This window comes from Agrobacterium sp. CNPSo 2736, assembly GCF_004005385.1.
Taxonomy (GTDB): Bacteria; Pseudomonadota; Alphaproteobacteria; order Rhizobiales; family Rhizobiaceae; genus Agrobacterium; species Agrobacterium leguminum.
Map to the genome: position 1 here is coordinate 258,685 of NZ_RZTX01000003.1, position 21,262 is coordinate 279,946.

The 21,262-nt window shown below is 61.3% G+C and carries 15 protein-coding genes and 1 tRNA gene; 6 read left to right on the forward strand and 10 right to left on the reverse strand.

Annotation, left to right across the window (positions count from 1 at the left end):
- Positions 1-60 precede the first annotated feature (60 nt).
- From EM858_RS07635 to moaB, 3 genes are read left to right on the forward strand one after another with little or no spacing between them, the layout of a single operon-like run.
- On the forward strand, positions 61-1,908 hold the full coding sequence (locus EM858_RS07635; RefSeq protein ID WP_127756336.1) for a tetratricopeptide repeat protein: 1,848 nt from the start codon (positions 61-63) through the stop codon (positions 1,906-1,908).
- A gap of 6 nt (positions 1,909-1,914) precedes the next feature.
- The gene (locus EM858_RS07640; RefSeq protein WP_127756337.1) at positions 1,915-2,799 is read left to right on the forward strand and encodes a 4-(cytidine 5'-diphospho)-2-C-methyl-D-erythritol kinase; all 885 of its coding nucleotides are present in this window, start codon (positions 1,915-1,917) and stop codon (positions 2,797-2,799) included.
- Positions 2,800-2,824: 25 nt separating this feature from the next.
- Positions 2,825-3,370, forward strand: a complete 546-nt coding sequence (moaB, locus tag EM858_RS07645) for a molybdenum cofactor biosynthesis protein B (protein WP_127756338.1) — start codon at positions 2,825-2,827, stop codon at positions 3,368-3,370.
- Between the two features lie 236 nt (positions 3,371-3,606).
- Here the strand turns inward: moaB and EM858_RS07655 are convergent, their stop codons facing one another.
- The 5 genes from EM858_RS07655 to EM858_RS07680 form a co-directional block, all read right to left on the reverse strand.
- Positions 3,607-4,482 carry a dienelactone hydrolase family protein gene (locus tag EM858_RS07655; RefSeq protein WP_127756339.1) on the reverse strand — a complete coding sequence of 292 codons (876 nt, stop codon included), beginning with the start codon at positions 4,480-4,482 and terminating at the stop codon, positions 3,607-3,609.
- A 118-nt stretch (positions 4,483-4,600) separates the two neighbouring features.
- Positions 4,601-5,629 (reverse strand): alcohol dehydrogenase AdhP, encoded by a 1,029-nt coding sequence (adhP, locus tag EM858_RS07660; RefSeq protein WP_127756340.1) that lies wholly within the window; start codon positions 5,627-5,629, stop codon positions 4,601-4,603.
- Positions 5,630-5,779: 150 nt separating this feature from the next.
- On the reverse strand, positions 5,780-6,181 hold the full coding sequence (locus EM858_RS07665; RefSeq protein WP_164865366.1) for an MAPEG family protein: 402 nt from the start codon (positions 6,179-6,181) through the stop codon (positions 5,780-5,782).
- A 112-nt stretch (positions 6,182-6,293) separates the two neighbouring features.
- Entirely contained in the window at positions 6,294-7,799 is a 1,506-nt protein-coding gene (gene guaB / locus EM858_RS07670; protein WP_065654415.1) for an IMP dehydrogenase, read from the reverse strand.
- Between the two features lie 284 nt (positions 7,800-8,083).
- Positions 8,084-9,085, reverse strand: coding sequence for an MBL fold metallo-hydrolase (locus EM858_RS07680; protein ID WP_162934026.1), 1,002 nt, complete (start codon positions 9,083-9,085; stop codon positions 8,084-8,086).
- Between the two features lie 209 nt (positions 9,086-9,294).
- Here EM858_RS07680 and EM858_RS07685 point away from each other — a divergent pair, with 209 nt between their 5' ends.
- Positions 9,295-10,692, forward strand: coding sequence for an MDR family MFS transporter (locus EM858_RS07685; RefSeq protein WP_127756342.1), 1,398 nt, complete (start codon positions 9,295-9,297; stop codon positions 10,690-10,692).
- Here EM858_RS07685 and EM858_RS07690 read toward each other — a convergent pair whose 3' ends face one another.
- From EM858_RS07690 to EM858_RS07700, 3 genes are all read right to left on the reverse strand, one after another.
- Positions 10,693-11,433, reverse strand: coding sequence for an RlmE family RNA methyltransferase (locus EM858_RS07690; protein ID WP_065654416.1), 741 nt, complete (start codon positions 11,431-11,433; stop codon positions 10,693-10,695).
- Positions 11,430-13,058 (reverse strand): Ppx/GppA phosphatase family protein, encoded by a 1,629-nt coding sequence (locus EM858_RS07695; RefSeq protein WP_164865354.1) that lies wholly within the window; start codon positions 13,056-13,058, stop codon positions 11,430-11,432. The genes EM858_RS07690 and EM858_RS07695 overlap by 4 nt, the downstream gene beginning before the upstream one ends.
- 234 nt (positions 13,059-13,292) lie before the next feature.
- A tRNA-His gene (locus EM858_RS07700) sits at positions 13,293-13,369 on the reverse strand.
- A 316-nt stretch (positions 13,370-13,685) separates the two neighbouring features.
- On the opposite strand from EM858_RS07700, the gene EM858_RS07705 reads away from it, so the two are divergent.
- Both EM858_RS07705 and EM858_RS07710 read left to right on the forward strand, forming a co-directional pair.
- Entirely contained in the window at positions 13,686-17,477 is a 3,792-nt protein-coding gene (locus EM858_RS07705; RefSeq protein ID WP_127756344.1) for an ATP-binding protein, read from the forward strand.
- 78 nt (positions 17,478-17,555) lie between these two features.
- Positions 17,556-19,220: an iron ABC transporter permease gene (locus EM858_RS07710; RefSeq protein ID WP_164865355.1), complete on the forward strand. Its 1,665-nt coding sequence runs from the start codon at positions 17,556-17,558 to the stop codon at positions 19,218-19,220.
- Positions 19,221-19,530: 310 nt separating this feature from the next.
- On the opposite strand, the gene EM858_RS07715 is transcribed toward EM858_RS07710, so the two are convergent.
- Both EM858_RS07715 and EM858_RS07720 read right to left on the reverse strand, forming a co-directional pair.
- Positions 19,531-20,343, reverse strand: a complete 813-nt coding sequence (locus EM858_RS07715; RefSeq protein WP_065654420.1) for an ABC transporter permease subunit — start codon at positions 20,341-20,343, stop codon at positions 19,531-19,533.
- Positions 20,344-20,347: 4 nt separating this feature from the next.
- Positions 20,348-21,256 (reverse strand): ABC transporter permease subunit, encoded by a 909-nt coding sequence (locus tag EM858_RS07720; protein ID WP_080817796.1) that lies wholly within the window; start codon positions 21,254-21,256, stop codon positions 20,348-20,350.
- Between the last annotated feature and the right edge of the window lie 6 nt (positions 21,257-21,262).

A 21,262-nucleotide genomic window follows, 5' to 3' on the forward strand; every position in this document is an offset into this window, starting at 1 on the left:
TCGTGACCAACAATGGAAACTGATTTTTCCGTGCTTCTGCACAAAGGCAAAGGTTCCCTCATGCGGCGTAAACCAGCACTCCGTCTTCTCTGCAGCGCGGCTCTTGCCGCTGCTCTCGCAATCGGCGCGGGTGCGAGCCCCGGCTTTGCGGAGACGAAGGCGACACCGGAAGACAAGGCCGTTACGTTCGATCCCGGCAAGGTGAACACCTTCTCCGGCGCCTTCCTCGCCGGGCGCAATGCCGATGTCGATCAGGATTATCCCACCGCGATTTCGCTTTACAAGAAGGCGCTGGAATTCGATCCGGCCAATACGGAAATCCGCCAGCGGCTGATGATCGCCGAACTTCTGAGCGGCAATTTCGAGGCCGGCGCCAAGATCGCCGATTCGATGAAGGACGATACCTCGGTGGAGCGCGTGACGACCATCGTACGCGGCCTCGACGCCATCAAGGACAAGGAATTCGCCAAGGCCGAGAAGATCCTGAAATATACCGGCCCGAACGATCTCGACCGCATGGTCAACACGCTTTTGACCGCCTGGGCGCGCGCCGGTTCCGGCAAGCCGAAGGAAGCGCTGGCGCTGGTCAACAACATGAAGGGCCCGGGCTGGATTTCGATCTTCCAGAAATACAATGCGGCGGCCATCGCCCTTGTTTCCGGCAACAATGAAGCCGCCCGCAAGAGCCTGAACGAAGCGGTGACGGACCGCGAAGGCGGGGCAACCGCCTCCGATACCTATATGCGCGCGGTGATGGCGCTTGCCCGGCTGGAGGCTTCCGCCGGCAACAAGCAGAAGGCGCTGGATGCGATTGCGGTCGGAGATACTTTCGCGCCGAATTACGCGCCGCTAAAGGCACTTCGCCAGTCCATCGAAAACGGTGAAAAGCCGGAACAGCAGATCACCAATGCGGTGGAGGGCGCCGCCAGCGTGATGTTCTCCATCGCCGGCGCGCTGAACCGCGAAGGCGCCGAAGAAATCGTGACGCTTTATCTGCAGACGTCGCGCGCGCTCGATCCGAAGAGCCCGGATACGCTCATCCTTCTCGGCGGCCTTTCCGAAGCGCTGAAACAGCCTGACCGCGCCATTGCTTTCTACCGCGAGGTGCCGAAGGATTCGCCGATGTATCGCATCTCCGAGCTGCAGCTCGGACTGACGCTCGCACAGACCGGCAAGGTGGAGGAAGCGCGCAAGCATCTCAAATCCCTGCTCGAATCCGATCCGAAGGATATCCGTTCCTATCTCGCCTATGGAAGCGTGCTTTCGGACGCCAAGGACTACAAGGCGATGGCCGAGAACTACGACAAGGCCATCGAGGTCATCGGCTCCGTGCCGCAGAAATCCGACTGGTCGGTCTTCTTCCAGCGCGGCATCGCCTATGAGCGGCTGAAGGAATGGGACAAGGCCGAACCGAATTTCAAGCGGGCGCTGGAGCTGAACCCGGAACAGCCGCAGGTTCTGAACTATCTGGGTTACTCCTGGGTGGACAAGGGCATCAATCTCGATGAAGGCATGAAGATGATCAGCCGCGCGGTCGAGCTTCGGCCGAATGACGGCTATATCGTCGATTCGCTCGGCTGGGCGCATTATCGCCTCGGCGCTTTCGACGAAGCCGTGACCGAGCTGGAACGGGCGATCGAACTGAAAGCCGGCGATCCGACCATCAACGATCATCTGGGCGACGCCTACTGGCGGGTCGGCCGCAAGATCGAGGCGGTCTATCAGTGGAACCGCGCATTGATCGGCGACAGCGACGACGTGGACAAGGCCAAGGTGAAGGAAAAGATCGCCAACGGCCTGCCGCCGGTGGAAAAAGATGCCGAAAATACCGCCAAGAAGGACGTCGCGCCGGTGCCGCCGGCTCCTCCGGCACCGGCACCCGCTGCCACTCCGGACAAGAAATCCTGACGCCGCATGCGCGGACATGAGGTTTCCGGGGCCACCGAGACCATCGAGGCGGCCCCGGCCAAGATCAATCTGGCGCTGCATGTGACCGGCCAGCGAGCGGATGGGTATCATCTGCTCGAAACGCTGGTGACCTTTACCGAAGCCGGCGACACGATCCGTATTCGCGACGCCGATGCCGACAGTTTCTCCATCTCAGGCCCTTTCGGCGATCTTTTGCGCGCGGGCGATGGCGGCGATAACCTCGTCACCCGCGCTAGGGACCTGTTGCGCGATGCGCTGGCATCGACAGGTCAACCGGCACCCCCGGTCGCCATTCATCTTGAAAAGAACCTGCCGGTGGCTTCCGGTATCGGCGGCGGCTCGGCGGATGCGGCAGCGACACTGCGTGGGCTTTTGCGGCACTGGCGTGCCGGGATCGCACCGGATACGCTTGCATCCATGGCGTTGACGCTCGGGGCGGATGTGCCGATGTGCCTTGAGAGCCGATCCCTGATCGCGCGCGGCATCGGCGAGGACATCGAACCGGTGACCGATCTGCCGGAGCTGTCGATGGTTCTGGCCAATCCGCTAAAGGCGGTCTCGACGCCGGAGATTTTCCGGCGATTGCAGAACAAGACCAATCCGCCCCTGCCCGCCTCTGCGACAATCGGCTGGATGGATTTTCTCGCCCAAAGCCGTAACGATCTGCAACCGCCGGCCCAGGCGCTTCTGCCGGAAATCGGGGAAATCATTGGGTTGCTGTCGCAGGAAGGTGCTGCGCTCGTGCGCATGTCCGGTTCGGGAGCAACCTGTTTCGGGATTTTTCATTCCCTTGAAGCGGCCAGGAAAGCGGAAACATCGCTTCTGAAGAAACGCCCCGGCTGGTATTTTCAGGCGACGCGGACCATTTGAAGACAGATACTTCGAGGATAAGGCCATGGCAGGCGAAAGACCCTTCATTCCCCTTGGCATTGCGGTTTTGACCGTTTCGGACAGCCGCACGCTGGAGAACGACAAATCCGGCGATACGCTCGTCGCAAGGCTGGAGGAAGCGGGCCACAGGCTCGCGGCTCGCGCCATCGTGCCTGATGACAAGGCAGCGATTGCCGGCACCGTGCGCGACTGGACGCTCACTGAAGGCGTGGATGTGGTGATCACCACCGGCGGCACCGGCTTTACCGGCCGCGATGTGACGCCCGAAGCGCTGGAGCCGCTGTTCGAAAAGCGCATGGATGGATTTTCCGCCCTCTTCCATCGCATCTCCTATGACAAGATCGGCACCGCCACCATCCAGTCACGCGCGACCGGCGGCGTGGCGAACGCGACCTTCATTTTCGTGCTGCCGGGCTCGCCGGGTGCGTGCAAGGATGCGTGGGACGGGATTCTCAAGGCCCAGCTCGATTATCGCCACCTGCCCTGTAATTTCGTGGAGATCATGCCGAGGCTCGACGAGCATTTGAAGCGTGGGGCTGGGGGCGTGTAGATCAGCGGATTGAGGTGCGTGGGGCTTTACCCCCCTCTGCCCTGCCGGGCATCTCCCCCTCAAGGGGGGAGATCGATCTGCGGCGATGTCTCGTCCATCTTGAAGCTTGAGAGTGAAGCGACAAGCGGGCCTCTTGCCGATCTCCCCCCTTGAGGGGGAGATGCCCGGCAGGGCAGAGGGGGGGTGAAGCCTCACGCACCTCCGGTTCATAGACAATGCACGCCCAAAAAACCCCATCACGCCAGATATTTCTTGAAGAACTCCGTCGTCCGGCCCCAGGCGAGATCGGCGGCCGCCTTGTCGTAGCGCGCCGAGGACGTGTCATTGTTGAAGGCGTGGTTGACGCCGTCATAGACGAAGATTTCAAAGGTCTTGCCGTTTTCCTCCAGTGCCTTCTTATAGGCGTCGATGCCGGCATTGATGCGCTCGTCGAGACCCGCATAGTGCAAAAGCAGCGGCGCCTTGATGGCCGGCACATCGGTCGCAGGGGCCTGCTGGCCGTAATAGGCGACGCCGGCATTCAAACCTTCTGACTTGGTGGCGAAACGGTTGACCAGCCCGCCGCCCCAGCAGAAACCGACAGCACCGACCTTGCCATTCGCCCCCTGCCTTGCCGCAAGCCATACCCGGCCCGCTTCGGCATTGGCGACGGTCGCGTCCATGTCGAGACCGCTGAACATCTGCCGCGCCTTCTCCTCATCGGCGGGCGTGCCACCCTGCGGTGATAGGAAATCGACCGCAAGCGCCCTGAAACCGGCGAGCGCCACACGCCTTGCCACATCGCGGATATGGTCGTTCAGACCACGGTTCTCGTGGATGACGATGACCGAGCCGATGGGGCCGGAAGCGGATTTCGGTGTAACGAGGTAACCCTTCATCTCGCCACCGGGGGCGGGATAGGTAACCTCCTCGGCGACGATCCTGTCGTCATCGGCCGCGATGACAGCCGCACGGGCGCTGTTGGCCGAAAGAAGCGGGGCGATGGCCGCCGCCGCTGCACCAGACCCGGCCAGTACGGTGAGCTTTTCCATGAATTTGCGGCGATCGAGGCTGAGATGGGTATATTCATCGTAAGCGTCGATCATGGCCTGCGTGATCCTGGGCTCGTCCATCGCTCTATCCTCCTTGAACGCACGGATGCGGAAGGATAGCGCAGATCGCCCCGCGGGGAACGAGGCGGGGGCAAGCGGCGTCACACATTTGCGTGAGCGCCGCCACCGGTTCTTCACATCAGGCGGCCAGGTCCACGACGATACGGCCGTCGATCTTGCCCTCTTCCATGCGGTGGAAGATATCGTTGATGTTTTCGAGCTTGTCCCAGGAGAAATGGGCCGCCACCTTGCCTTCGCCGGCGAAGGTCAGCGCTTCCTCCAGATCCTGCCGCGTGCCGACGATGGAGCCGCGTACCGTGATGCGCTTCAGCACCGTGTCGAACACCGGAATGGAGATGAAGCCCGGCGGCAGGCCGACAAGCGCCATGGTGCCCTTGGAGCGCAGGAAGCCGTAAGCCTGCTCCATGGCCTTGGGCGACACCGCCGTCACCAGCGCGCCATGGACACCGCCGGTCGCTTTCTGCACCTGCTCCACCGCGTCAGGCGCGCGACCATTAACGACGACATCGGCTCCGAGTTTTTTCGCAAGCGCCAGCTTGTCGTCGAAAATATCGGCTGCAACGACATGCATGCCCATGGCCTTGGCATATTGCACGGCCATGTGGCCAAGCCCGCCAATGCCTGAAATGACCACCCACTCACCGGGCCTGACTTCGGTTTCCTTGAGGCCCTTATAGACGGTGACGCCGGCGCAGAGCACCGGTGCGGCCGGACCGAAATCGAGATTATCCGGCAGGCGGCCGACGAATTTCGGGTCGGCGAGGCCGTATTCGGCAAAGCTGCCATTGACGGAATAGCCGGAATTCTTCTGGCTCGGGCACAGCGTCTCCCAGCCCGTGCGGCAGGGAATGCAGCATCCGCAGGCGGTGTAGAGCCAGGGCGTGCCGGCGCGGTCGCCTTCCTTGATGCCGGTGACGCCAGCGCCGATCTTGGCAACGTAACCGACGCCTTCGTGGCCGGGGATGAAGGGCGGATTGGGTTTGACCGGCCAGTCGCCGGTTGCGGCGTGCAGGTCGGTGTGGCAAATGCCCGTCGCCTTGTAGTTGATGAGAATTTCACCGGGGCCGGGATCCGGTATCGCCACTTCCTCGATGGTCAGCGGTTTTCCAAACGCGCAGACGACGGCTGCCTTCATTGTCTTAGCCATGACATACTCCCTAATCTCTGCTCGCCTGAAATCCTTGACGGCGAGGCAGAGATTAGCGGGGATGGGGCGTCATGGAATTGACCCATCGCAAATCGGAGCATTTTGCAAGGCGGGATTGTCTCACTTATGAGGCAACCTCACGGTGCCGATTTACTCCAGCGCCAACCATATGGCGAGCCATGCCCACAGGCAGACGACCAGCGCAAAGCCGATGCCGAACAATGCGCCACGCTGACGCAGGCGGTTGCTGGTGACGTGGACATAGGAATGGGCATAACGCGAGAGCACGAACAGCCATGCCAGAACGACGGTGACGATATTGTCCGCATCCGTGATGTAGAGCAGCAGGCAGGCGATGTGGAACAGCACCGGCAGTTCGAACTGATTGGCGATGTTGCGGTTCACCAGATGGCTTTCGCGCGCCTCCTCGCCCCGGTCGCGCAGCTTGATCGCCGATTCGCGATCCTTGAAGGTGTATTTGTTGCGCCGGACGATCAGAAGCCCGTAAAGCCAGAAGACCAGAAAGACATGGGTGATCATCGGCCAGAACATTGCGGTCGTGGGTGACATGCTTTCTTCTCCAATCATGAAAACGCTCCCCGATCCGGCATGAATCGGGGAGCGCCAAATACTCAGTATCCTTTTACGGATTCGCCTCGAAAGATCAAACCGCGCCGGGGTAGTTCGGACTTTCGCGGGTGATCGTCACATCATGGGCATGGCTTTCGCGCAGGCCCGCGCTGGAGATGCGAACGAAGGTGGCGCGTTCCTGGAATTCCTTGATGTTGCTGCCGCCGACATAACCCATGGCGGCTTTCAGGCCGCCGGCCAGCTGGTGCAGGACGCCGGAAACCGGGCCCTTGTAGGGAACCTGACCTTCGATGCCTTCCGGAACGAGCTTCAGCGTGTCGCGCACTTCGGCCTGGAAATAACGGTCGGCGGAACCGCGCGCCATGGCGCCAACGGAGCCCATGCCGCGATAGGCCTTGAAGGAACGGCCCTGATAAAGGAACACTTCGCCCGGGCTTTCATCCGTACCGGCAAGCAGCGAGCCGATCATGACGGCGGAAGCGCCGGCGGCGATCGCCTTGGCCAGATCGCCCGAGAACTTGATGCCGCCATCGGCGATAACGGGGATGTCAGCCGCATTGGCGACTTCAACCGACGACATGATGGCCGCGAGCTGCGGAACGCCGACGCCGGCGACGATGCGGGTGGTGCAGATGGAGCCGGGGCCGATACCGACCTTGACGCCATCGGCGCCGGCATCGATCAACGCCTTGGTGCCGTCGGCGGTGGCGACATTGCCGGCGATGATGCGAACCGAGTTCGACATCTTCTTGACCTGCGAGACGGCATCCAGCACGCGCTGCGAATGGCCGTGCGCGGTATCAACAACCAGAAGGTCGACGCCGGCATCGATGAGGCGCTCGGCGCGCTCGATGGCGTCAGCGCCGACGCTGATGGCGGCAGCGGCGCGAAGACGGCCCTGTGCGTCCTTGGTGGCGTTGGGATTCAGCTGCGACTTCTCGATGTCCTTGACGGTGATGAGGCCGACGCAATTGCCCTTGGCATCCACAACCAGCAGCTTTTCGATGCGGTGCTTGTGCAGCAGGCGGCGCGCTTCCTGCTGATCGACGCTGCTTTCCTTGACCGTGACCAGATTTTCGCGGGTCATCAGTTCGTAGATTTTCTGCTGCGGATCGGAGGCAAAGCGCACATCGCGGTTGGTCAGAATACCAACGAGACGGCCGTTCTTGTGGCCGCCGGAACCGCCGTTTTCAACGACCGGAATGCCGGAAATGCCATGCGCCTTCATCAGCGCCTGTGCTTCAGCGAGCGTCGCGTCCGGGCCGATGGTGACCGGGTTGACGACCATGCCGCTTTCGAACTTCTTCACCTGCCGCACTTCTTCGGCCTGTTCGATGGGGGTCAGGTTGCGGTGGATGACACCGATGCCGCCGGCCTGGGCCATGGCAATGGCGAGGCGGCCTTCGGTAACCGTATCCATGGCGGAAGACAGAATCGGCAGGTTCAGATCGATATCGCGGGCGATGCGGGTGGCGATATTCGTCTGTCCCGGCATGACTTCGGAATGTCCGGGTTGCAGCAACACATCGTCAAATGTGAGAGCGTCCAAACCAGTGGGTGTTTGAATGATGCGTGCCATGACCAAATTCCTTCATACTGAAAATGCGTGGCCGTTCCGGAACGAAAAGTTCACCCCGGCGCCCTGCAAGGATTGCTTGGAAGTTGGCGAGGGCTGGTAACACGTTCATGACAGGAAGGGAATAGAAAAAACCCGGAATCGGCTTCCGGGCTTTTTCTGTTGCTGCGTTGCAGCAGACGCTAGAGCGCATCGTGTGGATTCCTGTTCCACACGACGCGCTCTAACTGCTTGTTTTTATGCATGTCGTTATCGCAAAACCGCTTAACACTTTTGCGCGACATGCATCAGATGTCGAACTGATAGGATTTCGGCACGAAACGATAGCCGGTATCCAGCTTTTCCGCGTAACCGACAGCCGGGAACGGCATGTGATACCCGAGGAAAGGCAAACGGTCGGTGGCGATCATGTCATAGACCTTCTTGCGGGTCGCAGCGGCTGCCGCCTTGTCCATGTCGAATTTCACCTCCCAGTCTGGTTTCTGCAGGGAAAGGACGAAATGGTTGGCCGTATCCGCCGTCAGGATGAGTTGTTTGCCTTCCGATTCGACACGGAAGATCATGTGCCCCGGTGAATGACCGAAGGCCGCCACGCCGGTAATCCCGGATACGACACTGGCGCCGTCGCCAATGAAGGTCGCCTTTTCCGCCAGCGGCTTGACGTTTGTGAGAACGCCCTTGTGGCCGCCTTCGGCAGGCGTGCCGACGCGTTTCTCATCCGTCCAGAAATCATATTCCGCCTGGCCGAACACGTAGCGCGCCTTGGAAAAAGCCGGAGCGCCCTTTTCCATCAGGCCGCCAATGTGGTCGCCATGCATATGGGTCAGCACCACCACGGTCACATCTTCCGGCGTATAACCGGCGGCCGCCATGCCCTCGATCAACCGGCCATTGCCCGCACCGCGCCCGGCCTCACCGAAACCGGTATCGAACAGCACGAGATCGGTGCCGGTATTGACGAGGACCGGCGAGAAGGAATTGACGAATTGCTCCTTCGGCAGAAAATTGTCTTCCAGCAATTTTCCGACCGTCTCGGCCGACTGGTCGGTGCCGAAGGTCTCGCCGGGATTGGGGGCCGCGCGTGCGCCATCCTTCACCACCAGCACTTCGAAATTGCCGAGCTTGAAGCGATTGGTTTCAGGCGGCATCGCGTGTTCTATCTCCATGGAGGTTTGCGGCTGGCTGGTCTGGGCCGTTGCCGTGCGCGCCATCAACAGCGGCGCACCGAGAACGCTTGCGCCCGCTGCACCGATGAGGCCGCGTCTGCTCATGCTCAAGGATTGGGTCATTGTCTTGTCTCCGATATCGCCAACTGGCCATGATCGCCAACTGAACCGTGCCAACGGACAATAGAGCGAGAAAGTTGCAAGAAAACCGGCCTCACGCAGGTTTGATCGGAACTTGAGAAATTGATAATTAACGTGTTGGCAAGCCCGCTTATCAGGCGTAGGAGGAACGGCGATATCCTTTGTCGCAGCGGAAAGCCGCAGGCAGCCTCATGAACCGCATCATTCCCCTCATTCTGGCAGTCGCTCTCTTCATGGAGCAGATGGACTCCACCGTCATCGCCACCTCGCTTCCGGCAATTGCCGCCGACCTTCATGTCGGGCCGATCACGCTCAAGCTCGCATTGACGGCCTATATGGTGGCGCTGGCGATCTTCATTCCCATCAGCGGCTGGATGGCCGACAAATATGGCGCGAAGAAAATCTTCCGGTTCGCCATCGGCGTCTTCGTGGTGGGGTCGATCTGCTGCGCGGTGTCGTCCTCGGTGTTCGAATTCGTGCTTTCGCGTTTCCTGCAGGGCATGGGCGGGGCGATGATGACGCCCGTCGGCCGCCTCGTGCTTTTGCGCACGACCAAGCGCAGCGAACTCGTCTCCGCCATGGCGCTGCTGACAATTCCGGGGCTGGTGGGACCGCTGACCGGCCCGCCCATCGGCGGCTTCATCACCACCTATTTTTCATGGCACTGGATTTTCCTGATCAATGTGCCCATCGGCGTCATCGGCATCTGGCTCTCGACGATCTTCCTGCCGGAAATCGAAACCACCAACCCGCCGCCCATGGACGGCAAAGGCTTCGTGCTTTCAGGCATCGCCGCCTCCGGCGTGGTGTTCGGCCTCTCCGTCGTCAGCCTGCCGGCCCTGCCGCCGGCCATCGGCATTGCCTCGACGATCATCGGTTTCATCTGCGGTTTTCTTTATCTGCGCCACGCCGCGCGCCACCCTGCCCCCATTCTCGATTTTCGCATATTCCAGAACGCGACCTTCCGGGCGGCTTCCGTCGGCGGCACCGTTTTCCGCATTTCCACGGGCGCCATACCCTTCCTGATGCCGCTGATGCTGCAGATCGGTTTCGGGCTTAACCCGTTCCAGTCGGGCATGATCACCTTTGCCGGCGCAATCGGTGCGATCACCACGAAATTCATGGCCAAGCGGGTGTTTGCGGCAACGGGATTCCGCTCAACGCTGATCGGAGCCGGCATCGTCGGCGCCTTCACGACGCTCGCCAACAGCTTCTTCACCCCGGAAACGCCCTATCCGCTGATCATGATCTTCCTTGTGACAGCGGGATTTGCCCGGTCCTTCTTCTTCACCGGATCGAACGCGCTCAGCTATTCCGATATCGAGGACAGTCAGGCCAGCCAGGCGACCTCGATGGCGTCGGTGCTGCAGCAGATCAGCCTGGCGCTGGGCGTGGCTTTCGCCGCTTCCATTCTGGAAGTCAGCAGCATGATGTCGGGTACGCATCTGCAGCTCGCCGATTTCCACATCGCCTTCACCATCGTAGCGCTGGTATCGCTGTTCGCCATCGTGCCGATCATCCGCATGGACGGCAATGCGGGGGCGGCCGTCTCCGGCCACCGCGGCAAGGTCTCGCAACCGGCGGAGTGATCAGTCTTCGGAAGCCTCTTCGGCTTCGGACGCGTCGGCCGGCTCGTTCTTGCGGCCCTTGAAGTGCTTGGCAAGCAGGAACATTTCCACCGATTCCGAGCGGGACGACGCCGGCTTGATGTGCAGAACCTGCTTGAAGTTCTTCTTCAGCATATCCAGCAATGCCTTTTCCGTGCCGCCCTGGAAGGTCTTGGCAAGGAAATGGCCGCCTTCCGCCAGCACCTGAACGGCAAAATCGGCCGCGACTTCGCACAGATGCATGGTGCGGATGTGGTCGGTCTTCTGGTGGCCGGTGGTCGGTGCGGCCATGTCCGACAGCACCAGATCGGGCGTGCCGCCAACGGCTTCCATGAGCTTTTCCGGCGCGCTCGGGTCGAGGAAGTCGAGCTGCAGGATTTTCACACCGGGAATGGGATCGATCTCAAGGAAATCGATGGCCGCGACGCGGATATCGTCCTCGGTCGAATCCGTCACCTTGGAGGCGATCTGCGACCAGCTGCCGGGTGCGGCGCCAAGGTCGATGATGCGGCGCGCGCCCTTCAGAATCTGGTGCTTGTCGTTTATTTCCAGGAGCTTGAAGGCGGCGCGGGCGCGATAGCCCTCAAGTCTGGCGCGCTGCACATAGGGGTCGTTGATATGACGTTCCAGCCAGCGGCGCGACGAGGCCTTGAGCTTGGTCTTCTTGACCTTCTGGCCGATCTTGCGGCCGGTGCGGTTATTGCTTGTCGGCGCCTTGCTCATGTCAAACCTTCCGTCCTGTCCTGCCGTGTCATCTGCATGCGCCTGATGCGGTTGCGCCGCCATGCGCCGTCATCCGCCATCATATCCGTCAAAAGGCCTTCGCGCAGGCCGCGATCCGCCACGCGCATGCGGCGTGCCGGCCAGCGGCGGCGAATGGCCTCGAGGATGGCGCAGCCGGCCAGAACCAGATCGGCCCTGTCAGGCCCGATGCAGGCATTGGCGGCGCGGCCCGCGAAATCCCAGGCCAGAAGCTTGTCCTGCATCGCCGTCACCTCGGCATCGGAAAGCCAGAGCCCATCCACCTTGCGGCGATCGTATCGTGGCAGGTCGAGATGGACGCCGGCAAGCGTCGTCACCGTGCCCGAGGTTCCGATCAGATGAAAATCCTCGTGATGGGTTTGCGGCGCGAGAGGCGGGCAATGGAAGGCATCGAGCAGCCCTTCGACTTCCCGCACCATGGCGGCAAACACATCCGGCGTCACATCGCGCCCGCCATGACGTTCCGAAAGCGTGACGACACCAACCGGCAACGAGGTCCAGTGGGTGATGTGGTTGGCGAGCCGGTTCGAGCGGCTTTCCCCGACCTTGATGACGGCGATTTCCGACGATCCGCCGCCGATATCGAACAGCACGACCGAACGCGCCTCGCGCCCGACGAGCGAGGCGCAGCCGGACACCGCAAGGCGGGCTTCCGTCTCGCGGCTGATGATTTCGAGCTTCAAGCCCGTTTCCCGCGTCACACGCGCCAGAAATTCCTCGCCATTCGACGCAGCGCGGCAGGCCTCGGTGGCGATGAGCCGCATGCGCCTGATCGGGCGACCGGAGAGTTTCGCGGAGCAGACTTTCAGCGCCTCGACAGCTCTATCCATGGCGTCGTCGGAGAGCCGACCGCTCGACACCAGCCCCTCGCCCAGCCGAACGATGCGCGAAAAGGCATCGACGACCCGGAACTGGCCGGGCCGCGTCGGCTGCGCGATCAGAAGCCGGCAATTATTGGTGCCGAGATCGAGCGCGGCATACATATCCGCCGGCGGCTCCTGGCCATGCTCATGCTGGCGGCCGGCATGGCGGGCGGATAGTTCGGATTGCCGGTGCGGGTCCTGCCCGGCCCCATTGGCGCGGCCATTCTGCTTGCCGACATGTTTCGGCGCATGGGTGGGAACCAGCGGACGGCCCTGTGGATCGCGGCCGCGCGGATCGCGGTGACCACGCTTGCGGTGGCGCGACTTTCGCCCTGCGCCCGGTGGCACGGAGGATGGATTGGCAACATCTGTTGCGGCTGGAGCCTGCGCCTGCGCGCCTGAAGCTGCTGCAACCTGCTGAGACGCGCCTTTGCCACGAGAGCGCCTGCGGCGCTTTCTCTTGCGCGGCTCGGCATCCGGCTCGAGGGCCGATACATAGGAGGAACCGGCCGGAACATCCGCGGCAACATCATGCGACAGCACAGCAGCGTCACGGGGCTGACCGTCACGCTTGTGTTTCTTGCCACGACGGGATCGCTTCGCTTTCCCTTTGTTCGCCACCGACGCCCCTTGTTCCGACGGCTTTGGGCCGTTTCCGGGGTCGATCACTGTCTTGTCCATTTCGCCGCGCACAAGCGTAGACGCTATGCTGCTGGCTTTCATAAGGTTTCGTTGGGCGGACAATACCAGCGCAAGCGATTTTAGCCAAATGGTTTTTGCCGGACGGCGTGTGGCAAAGGCCCACACGTCACCAAGGTTGCGTGGGGACCACCATGGACATGGCAATAATTTTGAGGATTTTCGGAAATCGGCAGCGGCCTGCGCGGATCGGGCTGGATAAAATATTCCCCTCTCCCGGAAAGTCCTTGTGACGCATAACTTACCGGGAGAGGGGAATGGTACGGTTGAGTGGGGTCGAACCACCGACCTCAGGTGCCACAAACCTGCGCTCTAACCAACTGAGCTACAACCGCACATGAAACGCCGAAGCGGCGTCACGGGGGGTGACATAAAAGGTGTTTTCCCCATTTGCAAGTGCCTGTTCGAATTTTGCGAAAAAAGGCTGAGAAAGGCAAGTGCTTTTCAATGGGTCGGGCTGACATAAAGAGGCCGCAGCGGCCTGTTGATGTTAACTCTATTTGGCGATTCATCCGGCGGATGGTGGACCGGACCGCGCTGTGAAGTTATTTAAAATTCTGTTAACGTGATGCCTTGGCGGGTTTACGTTTAGAGCTTCATGAGGAAGCCGAAAAGCCCGCAAGGTCCGGTAGTGCCAGAATAGGTTTCGACATGCCCGCCGTCCAGTATCCCTTTATCGATATCGCAGTGCATGAACGGGTGCGTGAAGGTTTCGGGCGCGGCGCGGCCATGGCGTTGTTCTCGCTCGACCTTAAAAACGCCCTTTGGGCCAATGGCCGGGGTGCGGCGCTGTTCGGCACGCCGATGGTCTACGATTTTCTGGAACAGGGCCCGAAACCGCAGGACGTGACCTTCCGGCAACTGGCGGCCACGGCGGCGCGGCTTTCCAAAGCGGGCGACAGCCTGCCGTTTACCATTCGCATCACGTCCGGCTTCCGCAGCCTTGCCGTTACGGCGCGCGCGGAAATCATCGAGGCCGAACCCGGCCAGCCCGCCATCCTGTTTTCCGCCCTTACCGATCAGGCCGCACCCGACACGGCGGAATGCGCCCGGCGCATGATCGAAGGTTTCGATGACCCCGATATCCATATGGCGGTCCTGAACGGCGAGAACGAGATTGTCGCCGCCTCGCCCGGCTTTTCGTCGCTCGGCATCACGCCGCATACCGCACGGACACTGGTGAAAATGGCAGCCGGGCAGTCCGGCCATCTCGTCAAGCGGCCGGTGCCGACCGGCAAGGGCTATCTGCCCGCCGCCACCGGCCAGATTGCGGCATCGCCCGAACTGAACCTGATGTTCGTGGTCGAAACCGCGCTGGGCACACTCGATCCCGTCAACGGTTTCGCAGAAGACAGGCCGCAGGAAACGCCAGCCGCCGCCGAGCCCGCCCTGCCGGTTGCGGAGGTCGCGCCTGTTGCCGCTGCAACCTCCTCTTTCGATTCCGTGCTCGATGCCGTCGCTGGCATCGAGGATATGGAAGAGGTGCAGGAACTGCCGGTCGATCCCGAAGAGGAAGTGGCAGCGCAGCAGGATGAGAACAGCCCTCTGTCATTGCCGGAAAACGCAGCGGAGACCCCGGCGGTGCTTTCCGTGCAGGACGCCGACGCCGCGGCACATGTGGCGATGACCGACGACATCGCCGATCTTTTCGAACTCGATGAGGATGAAGCGGAGGCTCCCCTAACCGAGCGCGCAGTCGCCGATGCCCCCCCCGAAGAGACCCGGGCCGAAGAAAACGCAGTCGCGGACGATGAAATCGTCGAAACCGCGCCGTCAGAAGCTGCTCCTGCGGCGGATGAGGAGATAACGGCGGAGACGGAGACCGAGGAAACGGACATCGGCGCTGGCGCAGAAGCGCAGCCTTTTGTTTTCAATGCCGGTGCGCGCGCTTCCCGTTTCGTCTGGAAAATCGATGCGGAAGGGCGCTTCAGTTCGATCTCGCATGAATTTGCAGAGGCTGTGGGCGCCAAGGCGGCTGCGGTGGAAGGCATGGGCTTTGCCGATGTCGCGGCCCTGTTCAATCTCGATCCCGACGGCAAGATCCGCGAGCTTCTCGGCCGTCGCGACACATGGTCCGGCAAGACGATCTACTGGCCGGTGGAAGGCACATCGCTGATGGTGCCGATCGATCTCGCCGCCCTGCCCACCTATACGCGCTCACGCGAATTCGACGGCTTCCGCGGTTTCGGCATCGTGCGGCTTGCCGATGCCGCCGAAGACCCGCATGCCACCGGCCTGACCTTCCTCAACGGCGAAGAGGCCGATCCGGCGGAAGCCCTGCCGCAGCCCGTCATTGAGGATGAAAGCCACGAATTGCTGGCCTTTATCGATGAAGATCACGAGGCAGGCGAAGATCCCGATTCCATCGCTGAGGATGCGGTCCCGGCAACGGAGGCCGATGCGGCGGATGATGCATCGGACGTGGTTTCGGCTGAAGAGCAACACCATGATTATACTCCGCCGGAATTCGAAGCGCCGGTTGCAACGCCCACGCTGGAGCCGGCCTATTCCGACAAGGTCGTCCATCTGGAGGAGCGCCGCTCGCGCTCCCGCGAGGGGCTGACCGCAGGCGAGCAGGCTGCCTTCCGCGAAATCGGCCGGGCCCTTGCGCCGGCGGATGCTGCTTCCGAAGAAGACCGGGAAACGGATGCGGAGGCCATTTCCGCTGATCCGATGATGCAGGATATCCAGCAGGATATCGATGCGGATGTTTCGGAAAGCGCGCCCTCCGAAACGGAAAATGACGACAAGAAAACCGAACCGGCGGAGGAAGACGATCTTTTCGCCGATTATGTTCGTGGCGAACAGCCTGTGGCCATTCGCGCACCGGCGGATGAAAGCGGTTCCGAGGAAAAGCAGGAGCCTGCGGCTGACGAGCGGCCGGCTGCCGATATTGCCGCCGCCATGGTCAGCCCGGCCGTTCGTCCCGCAAATGCCTTGACGGCCGAGACGCTGGACCAGATGCCCGTGGCGCTTCTGGTGCATGCCGGCGACAGGCTGATCCACGCCAATCCGGATTTCCTGCGATTGACGGGCTATGGCTCTCTCGCCGAACTCGAAGAGGTGGGCGGTCTGGAAGCGCTGCTGCAGCGGCAGGAGCTGGAGGACATGCCGGACAACGAAGGCGGCATGGTGGTCGTCAGCTCTGACAACGACATCATTCCCGTCAAGGCGCGGTTGCAGTCCATTCGCTGGGAAGAAACCAAGGCGCTGATGCTGTCGCTGGTGCCGCTTGAGGAAAAGCAGACGCCTGTTGCGGCCGCCAACGAAAATATTGCTGCCGGCGATGCCGAAAATGCGGAAGCAGGCAGCCTCTCCCTGCTGCAGGGCGAAGTGGAGGAGCTGCATTCCATTCTGGAAACGGCCACCGACGGCGTGGTGCTTCTGGGAGACGAAGGTGAAATCCGCTCGCTCAACCGTTCCGCCAGCGCGCTGTTCAACTATGACAATGGTGAAATCGCCGGCAAGCCTTTCGTCACCCTCTTTGCCCATGAGAGCCAGCGCGCCGTGCTGGATTATCTTTCCGGCCTTGCCAATAACGGTGTCGCCAGCGTGCTGAACGACGGCCGCGAAGTGATCGGCCGAGAAGCGTCCGGCGGCTTCCTGCCGCTGTTCATGACCATCGGCCGGCTGAAATCCTCGCATGGCTATTGTGCGGTGATCCGCGACATCACCCAGTGGAAGCGCACGGAAGAAGAACTGCGCAACGCCAAGCGTGCGGCGGAAACCGCCAATGCCCACAAGACCGACTTCCTGGCGCGCGTCAGCCATGAAATCCGCACGCCGCTCAATGCCATCATCGGCTTTGCCGACATGATGGCGACCGAACGTTTCGGACCGATCGGCCATCCGCGTTATGTGGAATATGCCAATGATATCGGCCGCTCCGGCCGGCATGTGCTCGACATCGTCAATGATCTGCTCGATATTTCCAAGATCGAGGCCGGGCAGATGGATGTGGATTTCGTCGCCGTGCCGCTCAACGAAACGGTGGCCGAGGCGGTCTCGTTGGTGCAGCCGCAGGCCAACAACCAGCGCGTCATCATCCGCACCGCTCTTGCCCAATCCGTGCCGCAGATCGTCGCCGACCTGCGCTCGATCAAGCAGATCGTGCTGAACATCCTGTCGAACGCCATCCGCTTCACCCCCTCGGGCGGCCAGATCGTGGTGTCCACCGCCTATGAGGCCAATGGCAGCGTGTCGCTGCGCATTCGCGACACCGGCATCGGCATGACCCGGGCGGAACTGGAACAGGCCATGAAGCCGTTCCGGCAGGTGGCCTCCTCCGGCAAGCGTGTGCGCGGCGACGGCACCGGGCTCGGCCTGCCGCTGACCAAGGCGATGGTGGACGCCAACCGGGCGAATTTCTCCATCACCTCCACGCCGAATGAAGGCACCCTGGTGGAAATCACCTTTCCGTCGCAGCGGGTTCTTGCCAACTGAGGCCATGCGGGCGTAGCAATGCGGAAGCCGCCGGCACAATGGTCGCCGGTTGAGGCCTTTGCACGACAGTAGACTGGCATGTCCATGACGGTTTCCCTTCCGGCAACAAGACGCTTCTCGGTGTTGCCCATCACGGCGGTCATCGTCGCGGCCATTGCCGCCATGCCCATTCTGGCAATTTTCTGGCTGGCGCTGACGGGCAGCACGGAGGGATGGCAGCATCTTCTCGCCAATGTCCTGCCGCGCGCCGGGTTCCGCACCTTCCTGCTCTTGGGGATGACGGCCGCGACGACGGCTTTCTTCGGCATCGTCTGCGCCTGGCTTGTCACCACATTCGAATTTCCGCTGCGGCGGTTATTGTCCGCGGCACTCGTCCTGCCGCTCGCCATCCCCTCCTATCTCGCCGCCTATGCCTTCGGTGAGTTCCTCGATTTCACCGGCCCGGTGCAGAGCGCGTTGCGCGCCGCTTTCGGTTATCACAGCATCCGCGATTACTGGTTTCCGGACATACGCTCGCTCGGCGGTGCGGTGATCGTTCTGAGTTCGGTCCTCTATCCTTACGTTTATCTCTCGGCCCGCGCCGCCTTTTCCATGCAGGGGCGGTTTGCGGCCGAAGCGGCCCGCACGCTTGGCGCAAAACCGCTGAATGTGTTCTTCTCCGTGCAATTGCCGATGGCCCGGCCTGCCATCGCCATCGGGCTTTCTCTGGTCCTGATGGAAACGCTGAACGATATCGGCGCGGTTGAATATCTCGGCGTCCAGACGCTGACCTTCACCATTTACGAAACCTGGCTCAATCGCGGCAATCTCGCCAATGCGACGCAGATCGCCGCCGTCATCCTCGTCATCGTCGGTGCGCTGATCGTCATCGAACGCAATGCGCGGGAAAAACAGCGCTTCGGCGCGCCGAAGGCGACAAGCATGGCGCAGCGTCACCGGCTGAAGGCGCTCAACGGCTGGCGGCGCTGGGGCGCGAGCCTTTTCTGCTTCGTTCCCGTGGCGAGCGGCTTTTTCATTCCCGTCATCGTGCTTGGCGGTTACGCCGCCAGGAGGCTCGATGCGCTGTTTGCGCCGAAGCTTCTCAAAGCACTCGGGCACAGTCTCGAAGTCTCGCTTTCCGCCGCCTTCGTGACGCTGATAGCCGCTTTCGTGTTTTCCTATGCCATCCGCACCGAGCGCTCGCGCAGCTCGAAGGTGGCCGCCCGCTTCGGTTCCATGGGTTATGGCGTGCCGGGAACCGTGCTCGCCATCGGGGTGCTAATTCCGCTGGCCAGTCTCGACAATGGCGTCGATGGCTTCATCCGCGCACATTTCGGCTTTTCCACCGGGCTGCTGCTCTCCGGCACCGCCTTCGCCATCATTTACGCCCATGCCGTGCGCTTCATGACCATGGCGGAAGGCACGCTCGATGCCGGTTTTCAGAAGCTTTCTCCACATATCGACATGGCCTCGCGAACGCTTGGGCGCAACCGGGCGCAGACGCTTTTCAAGGTGCTGTTGCCGAACATGCGGCCCGCGGCGCTGACGGCTTTTCTGCTCGTCCTGATCGAATCCATGAAGGAACTGCCGGCCACCATCCTGCTCCGGCCTTTCGGTTTCAACACGCTGGCCACGCTGGTTTATGAGGATGCGTCCCGCTCAAGGGTGCAGGATGCGGCCGTGCCAGCGATCATCATCATCATTGCCGGGCTTATTCCCGTGCTTATCGTCTCGAAATCGATGGATCATCCGGAAAACCGCTGAATGGCAAGGGCCTTTGCGGCAAAAAGAAAGGCGGCCTTGCGGCCGCCTGGATGAGTTGTGCTTTTCAACGAGAGAAAGGGGGACAATCTCGCCAGATGGAAATTATCAGTCCCGGCTATCAAAAATTTGACGGCCCTGCGTTGGGTTTACTTTCCGCCAACTCCTATTAACAAGCGGTTAAAACCAAAATCGATCAATTACCGACGAAAATTCCTATTCTGAGACCGTAAAGCGCCGAAACTAAATTAACAGTTTCTACTTTTCTCGCGATTTCAACAGTAACGCGTAAAAATCGACGCAGGATATTCGATCAGTTCCGCGCCGCCGCATGTTCGTCCCGCATGCGCTGCAATTCGGTGCGTTTGGAAGCGATGGAGGCGACAATCACGCCGATGGTGACAAGCCCGATGAGGATCGTGCAGATGGCGTTGATTTCCGGCGTCACACCGAGGCGAACCTGCGAATAAATCTTGATCGGCAGCGTGGTTGCGCCGGGGCCGGTGGCGAAGCTGGCGATCACCAGATCGTCCAGCGACAGGGTGAAGGCCAGCATCCAGCCGGCAATGACGGCGGGGAAGATGAGCGGCAGGGTAATGCGGAAGAAGGTCTTGACCGGCGGGCAGCCGAGATCGAGCGCGGCTTCCTCGAGACTGCGATCGAAGGTCAGGAGCCGCGACTGCACGACGATCGCCACGTAACACATGGTGAAAGTCGTATGGGCGATAACCACTGTCCAGAAACCGCGATCCACGCCGACGGCCACGAAGAGCAGCAGCAGCGACAGGCCGGTGATGACCTCCGGCATGACGAGCGGCGCATAGATCATGCCGGAAAACAGCACCCGGCCCGGGAAGCGGGCAAATCGCGTCAGCGACAGCGCCGCCAGCGTTCCGAGGATGGTGCCGATGGTGGCGCTGAGGATGCCGACACGCAGCGTCACCCAGGCTGCATCCATCAGCCCCTCATTCGACCACATGGAGCGGTACCATTGCAGCGAAAAGCCGCCCCAGACAGTGACGAGCTTCGAGGCGTTGAAGGAATAAACGATCAGGATGATGATCGGGATATAAAGAAAGGCAAAACCGAGGGTTAGGACGGTGATGTCGAATTTTCCGCGCTTCATGGCCTCACCCCACCTTCTTCTGCTGGTTCTGGAAGATGGCGATGGGCACCACCAGCAACAGCAGAAGCAGTACCGCCACGGCGGATGCCAGGGGCCAGTCGCGGTTGCCGAAGAATTCCGTCCACAGCGTTTTGCCGATCATCAGCGTCTGGGCGCCGCCCAAGAGATCGGGGATGACGAATTCCCCTGTTATCGGAATGAAGCAGATCATCGAGCCGGCCACGACGCCCGGCAGCGACAGCGGGAAAGTAATCTTCCAGAAGGCCTTCCATGGCGGGCAGCCGAGATCGGCCGCCGCTTCCAGCAGCGTATTGTCGAGCTTTTCCAGCGCCGAATAGAGCGGCAGCACCATGAAGGGCAGATAGGAATAAACAATGCCGATGAAGATCGCCGTCTCGGTGCGGAAGATATTGACCTGCTGGTCCGGCCCGAGAAGTCCGAGCCATTGGAACAGCACCGTCAGCAGGCCTTCCGGCTTCAGAATACCGATCCAGGCATAAACGCGGATCAGAAACGAGGTCCAGAACGGCAGGATCACCAGCATCACCAGCGTCGGGCGAATGGAAGACGGCGCGCGCGCCATGGCCAGCGCCATGGGATAGCCGATCAGGAGCAGCAGGAAGGTGGAGATGAAGGCGATGCGCAGCGATGACAGATAGGCATCGATGTAGAGCGGGTCTTCCGTCAGGAAGAGGTAATTTTCGAAATCCAGTTCGGAGAAGAACGCGCCGAGCTTCGAAAACCCCTCGAAGACCGGCGTATAGGGCGGCATGGAGATCGCCGTATCCGACAGCGAGATTTTGAAGATGATGAAAAACGGTGCTGCGAAGAATAACAGCAGCCAGAAATAGGGAACCGCGACGACCAGCCAGCGCCAGGGGCTTTGCCGGTTTTCGGGAGTGGTGATCGCCATCGAAGC